Raw genomic sequence first — 11,360 nt, 5'->3', positions numbered from 1 at the left:
TTCGCTGCTATTGCGGTATTTGCCGCTGCCTGTGCCGGGTCTGAAAGTGCCGTTGGGGAATTATGCAATTATAGGTGCAAGAGAGAAATGGAAGAGAATCATGACTATTGAAATTCGCGTTCCTACTTTAGGAGAATCCGTTGCCGAGGCCACTATCGGCAAATGGCATAAGCAGCCGGGTGAGGCTGTTGCCGCTGATGAGCCGCTGGTAGAGCTGGAAACGGATAAAGTGACCATTGATGTGCCGGCGCCCTCTGCCGGCACTTTGACGGAAATTCTGGTGAAAGAAGGCGAAACAGTAGAAGTAGGCGCTGTGCTCGGCTCAATGACGGCAGGCGCTGCACCGGCAGGCAAAGCGGCGGCTGCGGATTCTGCCCCCGCACCGCAAGTGAGTGCTGCCGCCCAGGCGGCGGCGCCTGTATCTGACAGCGCCGCTGCTATGCCGCCGGCACCTTCTGCCGCCAAATTGATGGCAGAGAAGGGTATAGAGGCAGATTCTGTTGCCGGCTCGGGCAGGCGCGGCCAGATTTTGAAGGGTGATGTTCTGGGCGCCCTTGCCGGTGTGAGCGCAGCACCGCAAGCTGCCGCCGCGCCGCGCGCTGCCGCTTCGGCCGATGATAGCGCGGGGGAAGAGCGCGTGCGTATGACCAAATTGCGCCAGACTATAGCCCGCCGTCTGAAAGATGCGCAGAATACCGCCGCTATGTTGACCACTTTTAACGAGGTAGATATGAGCGCGGTGATGGAGCTGCGCAAACGCTATCGCGATATTTTTGAAAAAAAGCACGGGGTAAAACTGGGTTTTATGGGCTTTTTTACCAAAGCTGTCTGCCATGCGCTGCGTGAAATCCCCGCTGTGAATGCTGAAATTGACGGCACGGATATTATTTACAAGAATTTTGCTCATATCGGCATTGCTGTCGGCACAGATAAAGGGCTGGTCGTGCCGGTGGTGCGCAATGCCGACCAAATGTCTATTGCCGAAATTGAAAAAGAAATCGGCCGCCTTGGCCTGCTGGCGCGTCAGGGCAGGCTGACTATGGCCGATATGCAGGGCGGCACTTTCACCATTACCAATGGCGGCATTTATGGCTCGCTCATGTCCACGCCGATTTTAAATGCGCCGCAATCGGGTATTTTGGGCATGCACGCTATTAAAGAGCGCCCAATAGCTGTTGAGGGGCAGGTGGCCATTCGCCCAATGATGTATTTGGCGGTTTCTTATGATCACCGTATTGTCGACGGGCAAGAGGCGGTGACTTTCCTTGTTCGCATTAAAGAAAGCCTGGAAAATCCTGAGCGTCTGGTGCTGGATTTGTAAATTTTGCCTCGCCTTGCCGGCTGCGCTTTGGCGGCGGCCGGCAAATTGGCTAAAACAGCTTTGCTCTGGGGCGCAGTCGCGCCGAAGAAAAGGCAGAGAAAACGGCTTTATGTCCTTTAGCGCTGATTTTTATCACCTTATTGCGATCTATATGCTGGTTCTTATTGCGCCGGGCCTGGATTTTGCAGTAGTGCTGCGGGAATCACTGCTTTACGGCCGCGGTCACGGTTTAATGGCGGCGTGCGGGGTGATGAGCGCCGTGGCCGTGCATTGCACTTATACAATTTTAGGCCTGGGGCTGATTATTGCCCAGTCTTTACTGCTGTTTCAACTGATAAAATGGGCAGGTATTGTTTATTTGCTCTATATCGGCCTGAAGGCTTTAAGAGGCAAAAGCGGCAGCAGCGCTATTATGGCGCAGGCCGAGGCCAAATGCCGGCCGGCGCGGGCAAAGCGGCAGGCTTTCAAGGCCGGTTTTATCTGCAATTTACTTAACCCGAAATGTATTTTATTTTTTCTGTCCATTTTTTCAGCCCTGATCGCCTCGGCTACGCCGATGGGCATAAAAGCGCTGATTGCTCCGGCTATGGTTTTGTGCTGCGGCCTGTGGTTTGCCTGTGTGGCCTTTTTCCTCACAATGCCGAAAATTACATTTATATATCGGCGTTTGGGGCGGTGGATTGATAAAACAAGTGGGGTGGTTTTTGTGGCGATCGGCATGAGCCTGATATTGCAGAAAGCGCCGGCCTGAGTAAAGCGAAACGGATAGAAAAAGGAAAATATGATGATGTATGATGTAATTATTATCGGTTCGGGGCCGGGCGGTTATGTTTGCGCCATTAAGGCGGCGCAACTGGGTTTGAAAACGGCACTTATTGAAAAACGCAACACATTTGGCGGCACTTGCCTGAATATTGGCTGCATTCCTTCCAAAGCCTTGCTGCACAGTTCACAAATTTATGCCGAGGCCAGTCATGGTTTTGATGCTTTGGGGGTTAAGCTTGCGGGCAAACCGCAGCTCGATTTACCGGCAATGATGCAGCATAAGCAAAATGTGATTGACGCCAATACGAATGGCGTGGCCTTTTTGCTCAAGAAAAACAAAATTGACAGTTTTATCGGCACCGGCAAAATTTTGCCGGCGGCCGCGGCCGCTGCTGCGCATAAAGTAGAAGTTACAAAAGCAGACGGCAGCGCGCAGATAGTAGAGGGGCGTAATATTATTATCGCCACCGGGTCGGAAGTGGCTGCCGTTCCCGGGGTGGAATTTAGCTTTGATGAAGAGAAAATTCTCTCTTCTACCGGCGCACTGAGCTTGAAAAAAGTGCCGGCCAAAATGCTGGTGGTCGGTGCCGGCGTTATTGGCAGTGAGCTGGGAGCAGTGTGGAGCCGCCTGGGCGCGCAAGTGACTATTATTGAATATTTGGACAAAGTGCTGGGCAATATGGACGGAGAAATTTCCAGACAATTTCAGAAAGCGCAGGAAAAGCAGGGTGTTATTTATAAATTAGGGGCAAAGGTCACTAAAATTGTCAGGCAGGATAAAGGCGTGGCAGTAAGTTTTGAACCGGCCAAAGGCGGCGCGGGCGAAACTTTGGCCGCCGATGTGGTGCTGGTAGCTACCGGGCGCGTGCCTTATACGGCCGGTTTGGGGTTGGAGGCCGCCGGGGTAAAGCAAGATGCGCGCGGCCGGGTAGAGGTTGATGCCGGCTGGCAGAGCACTGTGCCGGGCATTTATGCGATTGGCGATGTAATAGCCGGGCCGATGCTGGCGCATAAAGCGGAAGATGAAGGCATAGCTGTGGCGGAAATTCTGGCCGGGCAAAAAGGCCATGTTAATTATAATGTCATTCCCGCTGTGGTTTATGCTGAGCCGGAAGCAGCCTCAGTCGGCCAAACGGAAGAAGAGCTGAAAGCCGCCAGTATTGCCTATAAAACCGGCAAATTCCCGTTTAGCGCCAATGGCCGCGCCCGCGCTATGCTGAAAAGTGAAGGCTTTGTCAAAATTCTGGCTTGCGCCAGGACAGATAAAGTGCTGGGCGGCCATATTCTTGGTTTTGGCGCCGGCGAAATGATTCATGAAATCGCCGTGCTGATGGAATTTGGCGGCGCGTCAGAAGATCTGGCGCGCACCTGTTTTGCTCACCCGACTATGTCGGAAGCGGTGCGCGAAGCGGCTCTCGCCACTTTCGCCAATCCCATTCATATGTAGAGATTTGTCTCTTGGCTCTGCTTTATTCCGATAATTATTATCGCCGATTCTCATAAAAATAACAATGCGGCAGCCTTCCTGCCGCATTTTTTTGCCTTATATTTTTGCTTAAAAGACTTGACAATTTTTATTTTAAGAATAGCAACTTCTAGAAGTGATTCTTTTTGCTACATTATGGCAATTTTGGTCATTGGAGGAGCAGGTTTATGACGGAAGAAAAGGCGCAAGATGCGCGCGCTATCGCCAATTATTTGCTTGATGAAGCGCTTAAGCGCAATATTACCGATATAACGCCGATGAAGCTGCTGAAGCTGGTTTTTCTGGCGCATGGCTGGTCTTATGCTTTTGCCACTGTGCCGCTTGTGCGGCAACAGCCGCAAGCCTGGCAATATGGCCCGGTTTATCCCGAGATTTATGATGCAATACGCAAATATGGCAGCGCTATAGTAACAGGGCGTATTGAAAATAAGGAAACAGGGTTGCCCTATGAAGCCGATCTTTCTGCCGGCCAAAAAGATGTCGTAGATAAAGTGCTCAGAACTTATGGAAAAAGGGCGGCCTTTGAACTTTCCAATATTACCCACCAGCCGAATAGCCCATGGAGCAGGGCTATAGATAGTGCAGGTGTCTATGGTGTCATTCCGGCTGAAATCATGAAAACCTATTATCAGAATTTAGCGCAGGAAAGAGGTCTTGCCGATAAATAGGGGGTATGAAACTTTGACGGACAGCAATGATAATTCCTTAAGGGAGCCAGTGAGTGGTGACCGGAACAGGGATTTGCTAGCCAGGATAGATAAACTGGAAGCAGAGCAGCAGGAATTACTGAAAGAAAGGGACGATTTTAGAAAAAACTTTAATAGTGAAGTATTAGCGCATTTAAGTTCTTTCAGAAAATGGAGAATAAGGTTACTTTATGCCGCCATAGGCTATGGTGTATTTGTCAATTCGCTGCTGCTTTGCTTATGGTTTAGCAATACGCTGGCGCAAAAATTCGGCTCTTATGGCCTTGTGAGTTTTATTGTGGTGACGGTTTCTTCGAGCGTCTTATTATTGGGGAAATGTCTTTCCGGCGCTTTCCGAACCTATGATGAAATGAGCAAGGATAGCGGCATTCCTTCCACCTTCAGACCTATTTTTGAATCTTTCACTAAACTGAAGAAAGATACCTGAAAAAACGGCGGTCGTCCTGCCGTCATTTTTTACCGGGAGATTAGCTGAAAACAGAGAGGTGGCACACGCTTTGATTTAGCGCGCCCAGCGTCTGCCCGGGCAACAGCCCTGACGGGCAGGGGGATTGCCCTGTTCAGAAAAACGCATAAGTCCCCGTTAGAAGCCGGGAAGAGGGTATTTATTGTTTACTCGCCATGGTCTGGGCGAGGGAGAGGTAAATGCTTTCCGCCAGCTCCTGCGCGGCGCGTTTTTTAGCGTCTTCTTCCGCCTGCAAATTGGCATATTCCTGCCGCGGCCGGTCAAAAGATGAGGTAACCGAGCGTTTGCGCCGCTGCACAATCACCTCTTTGCCTTTATCACCCGGCTCTCTTAAAACATAATCGGCCGAGGCAATCACCGTGCCGGAAGAAGCGCGCCCCTCTCGCTCAGTATTGTCACCAATATTCACCCGCACCGCCTGCTGCACAATATAGCCGGCATTCAGGCTTAATTTATAGCGCGGTGAAGCAGGCTCACCGGCCCCGCCCGCCAGCAGATAAATCAGCCGGTTGCGGACAATCTGGCTAAAGCGATCCCGCGGCTCATCAATAGCAATAGAAGCCAGTTGCGCGCGCAGGCCGGCATTATTTTCAGCCCCGGCAAAATTACTGCTGCTCATGGCATTATCGCCGTAAAGCGGTTTTACCGTGCAGCCCGCTGCCAGCGTCAGGCCAAGACTCAGACTGAGAGCAGTCATTCCCCGAATTTTTCCGTTTTTAAAAAACGACATTGATAATCCTTTGCGGCACAATAATCAGCTTTTTCGGTTTTTGCCCCTGTAATTGCGCCTGCACAAAATCCAGCGCCAGCACGGCCTGCTCGATAGTCTCTTTGTCGGCCAGACGCGGCAGGCTGATGTCACCGCGTTTTTTACCGTTAATCTGCACCGGCAGTATAACATTATTATCACTGATAAGCGCAGGGTCAAATTGCGGCCAGGGGGAATTAGCCACTATTTTTTCATGCCTGCCGCCTTGCTGCAACAGGGCAAAACATTCTTCCGCCAAATGCGGGGCAAAGGGCGCTACTATAAAAGCCAGAAATTCCAGCGCCTGCCGCAAAGCTGCTTTTACGGCCTCGCTTTTACTGTCTATAGCCTGCACTGCCGGCGCCAGCCGATTGACATAATCATAAAGGCGGGCAATGGCGCGGTTAAAAGCCAGTTTTTCAATATCTTCCCCCACCTGTTTCAATATTCTATGTGCCGTTTTGGCAATATCCCGCGCTTCTGCGCCGTCTTGCTCAGCCGCTGTTTTTGCCGCTATGCTGCGCAAATGCGGTGCTGCCTCGGCTGTCAGGCGGAAAATGCGGCGGATAAAGCGATTGGCGCCCTCAATCCCCGCAGCAGACCAAATAACATCACGCTCAGGCGGGGAATCGGAAAGCACAAATAAACGCGCCGTATCGGCACCATATTGCGCCAGAATAGTGTCCGGGTCGACCGTATTCTTTTTTGATTTGGACATTTTTTCCACCGCGCCAATCTGCACGGGAGCCTTATCGGCCAGCGCATAAGCACGGCGCTCGCCGTCTTGTTCTTCTACGGTAATTTCTGCCGGGGAGAGCCAGTCGCCTTGCGCATTTTTGTAGGTTTCGTGCACCACCATGCCTTGGGTGAACAAGCCGTTAAACGGTTCTGCCAGCCCGACATGGCCGGTTTTTTGCAAAGCGCGGGTAAAAAAGCGGGCATAAAGCAAGTGCAAAATCGCATGCTCAACTCCGCCAATATATTGATCAACCGGCAGCCAATGATTTGCGGCGGCAGGCTCAGTCGGCTGCTCAGCTTCAGGCGCAGTAAAACGAATAAAATACCAGGAGGAATCCACAAATGTATCCATAGTATCGGTTTCACGCCGCGCCGGCTTGCCGCAATGCGGGCAGGGAACATTTTGCCAGGCCGCATCGCGCGCCAGCGGGTTGCCCGGCCGGGCGAAGCTTACCGCTTCCGGCAGCCTGACCGGCAAATCTTTTTTCGGCACCGGCATAATACCGCAGGATTTGCAATAAATCATCGGAATTGGGCAGCCCCAATAACGCTGGCGGGAAATGCCCCAATCGCGCAGGCGATATTGTGTTTGCCGCCTGGCCTGCGGCTTGCCGTCCAAAATTTGCGCGGCCAAACGCCGGGCCACTTCATCAAAGGCTTCTTGCGGCGTCAGCCCGTCAAGAAAAGCAGAATTTATCAGCCTGCCGCCTTCCGTCTCCGTATAGGCCTGACCGTTTAAGCGGAAAGTTGCTTCTGTCTCTCCCACCGGGGCGACAACCGGCATAATGGGCAGATTATATTTTTGGGCAAAGTCAAAATCGCGCTTATCATGCGCCGGGCAGCCAAAAACTGCGCCGGTGCCATAATCCATCAGCACAAAATTGGCAATATAAATGGGGATTTTTCGGCGGCTGTCCAAAGGGTGCAAAGCAAAAAGCCCGGTATTGAAACCTTTTTTCTCTGCCGTTTCCAGTGCTGCCAGCGCCGTGCCCTGCCGGCGGCATTCCTCGGTAAAAGCCGCTGCCCGGCTGTCATGCTGTGCCAGTTTTTTGGCCACGGGGTGATCGGCGGCAAGGGCAATAAAGCCGGCACCAAATAGTGTATCCGGCCGGGTAGTATAAATGGCAATTTCTTCTATGCCGGTCGCTTTGCCGCCCGGTGCCTGCGGTGCCAAAGCCCAGCGAATTATCAGCCCCCGGCTTTTGCCAATCCAGTTGCGCTGCATCAGTCGCACTTTTTCCGGCCAGTTTTGCAAATCGTCCAGCCCGGTGAGCAGCTCTTCGGCATAGTCGGTAATTTTAAAAAACCATTGCGTCAGCTCACGGCTTTCTACCACAGCGCCGGAGCGCCAGCCGCGCCCTTCCACCACTTGCTCATTGGCCAGTACAGTGCAATCTACCGGATCCCAGTTCACTTTGGATTTTTTGCGGTAAATGAGGCCGGCGGCATACATATCGAGAAACAGCATTTGCTGGCGGTGATAATAGCTCTCATCACAAGTGGCAAATTCCCGCGACCAGTCGAGCGACAGCCCCAGCGCTTTTAACTGCCGGCGCATGGCGGCAATATTGGCATAAGTCCAGGCGCGCGGCTCAGTATTGTTTTGCATGGCGGCATTTTCGGCCGGCATGCCGAAAGCGTCCCAGCCCATTGGGTGCAGCACATTATAGCCGCGCGCGCGTTTATAGCGCGCCAGCACATCGCCCATAGCATAATTGCGCACATGCCCCATATGAATCCGCCCGGAAGGATAGGGGAACATTTCCAAAACATAATATTTCGGCCTGGGCGAGGCATTTTCTGCTGCAAAACTTTGTTCTTTATCCCAGCGCGCCTGCCATTTATGCTCAAGGACAAGCGGGTTATAAGCAGGCGGAGTATGGTCTTTTGCGGTCATTGGGCCGGTTTTCATCTTTATTTTGCGCATTTGGGCATCTTGCCCTTGCCGTGAAAGCAAATTAAAACACTTTTTGCCGCAGTGTAAAGTATTTTATCAGCCTGCGCCCGGCAGAAGTGGGAAACAGCAGCCGCAATGCCGTTTGCAGATAGATTTGCAGCAAAAATCGGGAATGAGGGAACAGGAACAATGACAGCAATAGCGGATAACAGGCAATATATTCTGGCTAAAATAGCCAAAGCCGCTCTTGCTGCCGGCCGCGAGCCGGAGGATATTGCCCTGTTGGCGGTGGCCAAAACTTTTCCGCCGGCGGCCATGCTGCCTTTACTTGCCGCCGGTCAGCGCGCTTTTGGTGAAAATCGGGTGCAGGAGGCCAAGGCCAAATGGCCGGCTTTGCGCGCACAATTCCCCGATATTGAGCTGCATCTTATCGGCCCGCTGCAATCCAATAAAGCGGCCGAGGCAGTGGCGCTGTTTGAGGTGATAGAATCGGTAGATCGGGATAAAATTGCCCGCATATTGGCAGAAGAATGCCGCAGGCAGGGGCGCAGGTTGCAATTTTATGTGGAAGTGAATATTGGCAGTGAACCGCAAAAAGCCGGAATAATGCCGCCGCAAACAGTGGAATTTGTCACCCATTGCCGTGCCGTCTATGGGCTTGATATTATCGGCCTGATGTGTGTGCCGCCAAGGGGGGAAAATGCCGGCCCGTATTTTGCCCTGCTGGAGCGGCTGGCGCAGCAGGCCGGGGTGAAAAAGCTCTCGCAGGGCATGTCGCAGGATTATGAAACGGCAATCGCCTTTGGCGCAACGCAAGTGCGGCTGGGTTCGGCTTTGTTTGGCACGCGGCCGCCGGCGGGGGCAAAATTATGAAAATGCGCCCGGGCAAAATCTGCCGCCATTTGGCGGGTGCGGTGTCTGCCGGCGGTCATAATCGTAACAGATTTGGGGAAGGAAGAGAGGATTATGCGTAATAAAACCGAAAAAACAGCAAAAACCGTGCTGGTGATTTCCAGCCAGGTGATTCGCGGTGCAGTGGGCAATCGCGTCAATATTTATGTGTTGGAGCAGTTGGGCTTTAGCGTTTGGGCCATGCCGACAATTATTATGCCGTGGCAGCCGCGCCAGGGCGTGTCGCATAAATTGGCCGTGACGGCAGCAGATTTTGCCGCCTTTGCGGCGGATATTGCCGCTTCACCCAAAGCAACAGAAATTGACGCTGTTATAAGCGGTTATTTTGTTGCACCTGAGCAAGTGGAAATTGCTGCCGATTTAATTAAAAACTTAAAGCAAAAGCGGCCTGATTGCCTGTTTTTATGTGATCCGATTATGGGTAATGAAAACGGCCCTTATGTGCTGCAATCAGTGATGCGGGCAGTGGGGGAGAAACTGGTGCCAATGGCCGATCTGGTCAAGCCGAATCGCAATGAGCTGGAGTGGCTGTGCGGGCAGCAGTTTCACGATAATGCTGCCATGGTGGCGACAATAAAAGCGCGCTTTAACCGGCCGTTTTTTGTTTCTTCCGCTTTTCCGATAAGGCCGGAAGCCATGGGCAATCTTTATTATGACGGTAAAGAAGTGTGGCTGGCCGAGCACCCCGCTTTTGCCACAGAGCTTAACGGTTTTGGCGATATTATTGCTTCGCTGTTTTTATTCCATTATTTGCGCGGGGCAAAAGCGCAGGAGCTGGTGCAAAAGACCTGTGCCGCTGTTTATGCCTGCCTGTCATGGACATTGCAGTGCGGCGCCGATGAGCTGGCTTTGGCCTCTGCCCCGTTTGACTGGGCAGCGCCGCCGGAAAAGGTAGAGCTTACCAGACTTGTCTGAGGTAACAGCAAAATAACAGATTTTCCGCAACAGGCCTTTATGGCCAAGGGTCAGTGTCAGACATTTATCAGGACAGGCAGGTTTTATGCGAGAATTTCCGCAGGTTTTGCTACAGGGTTATCGGGATTTTCTGACAGATTTTGCCGCCAAGCCGCAATTTTATCGCCGCCTGGCGGAAGAGGGGCAAAAGCCGGAAATTATGATCATCGGCTGTTGTGATTCCCGCGCCGCGCCGGAAATTATTTTTAATATGGGGCCGGGCGATATATTTGTAACCCGCAATATTGCCAATCAAGTGCCGCTTTACCAGCCGGACGGCCATTTTCATGCGACTTCGGCAGCGCTGGAATATGCGGTCAAGAGTTTGCGGGTCAAGCATATTATTGTGCTGGGGCATGGCCATTGCGGCGGTATTCAGGCCGCTCTGGAAGGAGCAGGCGGGAGCGAGGTAATGGCGCCGGGCAGCGGCGGGTCAGAGCCGTGTTCCTGCACCGGGCTGAGCCGTTTTGCCGCCGGGGCAGACAGGTCGCCGGCCAGTGAGACGGCGGCGAAATATGATTTTATCGGTGATTGGATGCAATTATTAAAACCGGCCGTAGAGGCGGTGGCCGCCAATGCTTTAATGACGCAATATGAAAGGCAGCAAGAGCTGGAGCGCATTTCTTTGCGTTTCTCGATAAAAAATTTGCGCAGCTTTCCATGGATTAAGGCGGCAGAAGAACAAGGTGCATTAGCACTGCATGCGGCCTGGTTTGACATTGCTTCGGCCGAATTATGGCTGCTGGACGAAGAAAAAGGTGCCTTTGCCCTGTTGTCGCCGGCTGACAGCGCCAAGCAAACCAGATAAATTGCCGGAAAAATTCTGGAGAGGTGCGTTTAAACCCGCTTATGCGCTATTTTATAAACGGCGCTTTTATCGCGGCGGCCAACAGCCATGACAAGAACAACCAGCCTGTCATCTTCAACTTCATAAACAAGACGATAGCCGGCATTGCGCAGTTTGATTTTATAGCAATTCACAAAATCCGCACCGGAAAGCCTCGCTGCCGGAATATGCGGATTTTGCAGGCGCTTTGCCAGGGCTTTTTTAAAATATTCACGAATATTAAAAGGAAGTTTTTGCCATTCCTTCAAAGCTTTTTGCTTAAATTCCAGCTCATAAGTCATCAATAGAGACTTTTACCGAGGGTTGTCTTCGCCTTTTTTTTATCACTTTGCCAAGCTGCATATCATCGATCTGCTCCAGCATATTTTCAAATACTTCCAAAGGAACAGCATAAAAAACGGGCTTGTTGCGGCTCAAAATGGCAACAGCTTCACCTTTTCCCGTAATTTTTTTTAGATTATTTCGTAAATCAGAAAGATGCGCGCTTTTTTCCGTTAAAATATAATCAATCATTGGCAT

Annotated in this window: 12 protein-coding genes; 8 read left to right on the top strand and 4 right to left on the bottom strand. The window is 51.9% G+C overall.

All coding sequences use genetic code 11. The features are described 5' to 3' along the window. Positions 1 to 100 precede the first annotated feature (100 nt). The 5 genes from odhB to DPQ22_RS00955 all read left to right on the top strand — a co-directional run bounded on the left by odhB (position 101) and on the right by DPQ22_RS00955 (position 4,706). Positions 101 to 1,321, top strand: a complete 1,221-nt coding sequence (gene odhB / locus DPQ22_RS00975; RefSeq protein ID WP_150212714.1) for a 2-oxoglutarate dehydrogenase complex dihydrolipoyllysine-residue succinyltransferase — start codon at positions 101 to 103, stop codon at positions 1,319 to 1,321. 109 nt (positions 1,322 to 1,430) lie between these two features. After that, on the top strand, positions 1,431 to 2,072 hold the full coding sequence (locus DPQ22_RS00970) for a LysE family translocator (RefSeq protein ID WP_150212713.1): 642 nt from the start codon (positions 1,431 to 1,433) through the stop codon (positions 2,070 to 2,072). A gap of 33 nt (positions 2,073 to 2,105) precedes the next feature. After that, on the top strand, positions 2,106 to 3,533 hold the full coding sequence (gene lpdA, locus DPQ22_RS00965) for a dihydrolipoyl dehydrogenase (protein ID WP_150212805.1): 1,428 nt from the start codon (positions 2,106 to 2,108) through the stop codon (positions 3,531 to 3,533). 206 nt (positions 3,534 to 3,739) lie between these two features. Beyond that, positions 3,740 to 4,240 carry a Panacea domain-containing protein gene (locus DPQ22_RS00960; protein ID WP_150212712.1) on the top strand — a complete coding sequence of 167 codons (501 nt, stop codon included), beginning with the start codon at positions 3,740 to 3,742 and terminating at the stop codon, positions 4,238 to 4,240. A gap of 49 nt (positions 4,241 to 4,289) precedes the next feature. Further along, positions 4,290 to 4,706, top strand: coding sequence for a hypothetical protein (locus DPQ22_RS00955; protein ID WP_150212711.1), 417 nt, complete (start codon positions 4,290 to 4,292; stop codon positions 4,704 to 4,706). A 178-nt stretch (positions 4,707 to 4,884) separates the two neighbouring features. Here DPQ22_RS00955 and lptE read toward each other — a convergent pair whose 3' ends face one another. Beyond that, on the bottom strand, positions 4,885 to 5,475 hold the full coding sequence (lptE, locus tag DPQ22_RS00950; protein ID WP_150212710.1) for an LPS assembly lipoprotein LptE: 591 nt from the start codon (positions 5,473 to 5,475) through the stop codon (positions 4,885 to 4,887). Beyond that, a complete protein-coding gene (gene leuS / locus DPQ22_RS00945) occupies positions 5,462 to 8,128 on the bottom strand; it encodes a leucine--tRNA ligase (RefSeq protein WP_150212804.1) in 2,667 nt (888 codons plus the stop codon). The genes lptE and leuS overlap by 14 nt, the downstream gene beginning before the upstream one ends. Positions 8,129 to 8,317: 189 nt before the next feature. Between leuS and DPQ22_RS00940 the strand changes: the two genes are divergently transcribed. The 3 genes from DPQ22_RS00940 (at position 8,318) to DPQ22_RS00930 (ending at position 10,802) form a co-directional block, all read left to right on the top strand. Beyond that, positions 8,318 to 9,001: a YggS family pyridoxal phosphate-dependent enzyme gene (locus DPQ22_RS00940; protein ID WP_150212709.1), complete on the top strand. Its 684-nt coding sequence runs from the start codon at positions 8,318 to 8,320 to the stop codon at positions 8,999 to 9,001. A 93-nt stretch (positions 9,002 to 9,094) separates the two neighbouring features. Further along, complete coding sequence (gene pdxY, locus DPQ22_RS00935; RefSeq protein WP_150212708.1) at positions 9,095 to 9,955, top strand: pyridoxal kinase; 861 nt, start codon at positions 9,095 to 9,097, stop codon at positions 9,953 to 9,955. An 85-nt stretch (positions 9,956 to 10,040) separates the two neighbouring features. After that, complete coding sequence (locus tag DPQ22_RS00930) at positions 10,041 to 10,802, top strand: carbonic anhydrase (protein ID WP_150212707.1); 762 nt, start codon at positions 10,041 to 10,043, stop codon at positions 10,800 to 10,802. 29 nt (positions 10,803 to 10,831) lie between these two features. On the opposite strand, the gene DPQ22_RS00925 is transcribed toward DPQ22_RS00930, so the two are convergent. After that, positions 10,832 to 11,122, bottom strand: a complete 291-nt coding sequence (locus DPQ22_RS00925; protein ID WP_150212706.1) for a type II toxin-antitoxin system RelE family toxin — start codon at positions 11,120 to 11,122, stop codon at positions 10,832 to 10,834. Beyond that, positions 11,112 to 11,354 (bottom strand): type II toxin-antitoxin system Phd/YefM family antitoxin, encoded by a 243-nt coding sequence (locus DPQ22_RS00920; protein ID WP_190323077.1) that lies wholly within the window; start codon positions 11,352 to 11,354, stop codon positions 11,112 to 11,114. The genes DPQ22_RS00925 and DPQ22_RS00920 overlap by 11 nt, the downstream gene beginning before the upstream one ends. Between the last annotated feature and the right edge of the window lie 6 nt (positions 11,355 to 11,360).

Origin of the sequence: Candidatus Tokpelaia sp. (assembly GCF_008636115.1) — a bacterium.
Taxonomy (GTDB): Bacteria; Pseudomonadota; Alphaproteobacteria; order Rhizobiales; family Rhizobiaceae; genus QLZD01.
Note: the sequence above shows the minus strand (reverse complement) of the source record. Positions and strands in the feature narration are given on the sequence as shown.

Excerpts from the sequence above, each read along its gene's own strand:
- odhB (WP_150212714.1), top strand. The coding sequence starts at position 101 with ATGACTATTGAAATTCGCGTTCCTACTTTAGGAGAATCCGTTGCCGAG.
- DPQ22_RS00970 (WP_150212713.1), top strand. The coding sequence starts at position 1,431 with ATGTCCTTTAGCGCTGATTTTTATCACCTTATTGCGATCTATATGCTG.
- lpdA (WP_150212805.1), top strand. The coding sequence starts at position 2,106 with ATGATGTATGATGTAATTATTATCGGTTCGGGGCCGGGCGGTTATGTT.
- DPQ22_RS00960 (WP_150212712.1), top strand. The coding sequence starts at position 3,740 with ATGACGGAAGAAAAGGCGCAAGATGCGCGCGCTATCGCCAATTATTTG.
- lptE (WP_150212710.1), bottom strand. The coding sequence starts at position 5,475 with ATGTCGTTTTTTAAAAACGGAAAAATTCGGGGAATGACTGCTCTCAGT.
- leuS (WP_150212804.1), bottom strand. The coding sequence starts at position 8,128 with ATGACCGCAAAAGACCATACTCCGCCTGCTTATAACCCGCTTGTCCTT.
- DPQ22_RS00940 (WP_150212709.1), top strand. The coding sequence starts at position 8,318 with ATGACAGCAATAGCGGATAACAGGCAATATATTCTGGCTAAAATAGCC.
- pdxY (WP_150212708.1), top strand. The coding sequence starts at position 9,095 with ATGCGTAATAAAACCGAAAAAACAGCAAAAACCGTGCTGGTGATTTCC.
- DPQ22_RS00930 (WP_150212707.1), top strand. The coding sequence starts at position 10,041 with ATGCGAGAATTTCCGCAGGTTTTGCTACAGGGTTATCGGGATTTTCTG.
- DPQ22_RS00925 (WP_150212706.1), bottom strand. The coding sequence starts at position 11,122 with ATGACTTATGAGCTGGAATTTAAGCAAAAAGCTTTGAAGGAATGGCAA.
- DPQ22_RS00920 (WP_190323077.1), bottom strand. The coding sequence starts at position 11,354 with ATGATTGATTATATTTTAACGGAAAAAAGCGCGCATCTTTCTGATTTA.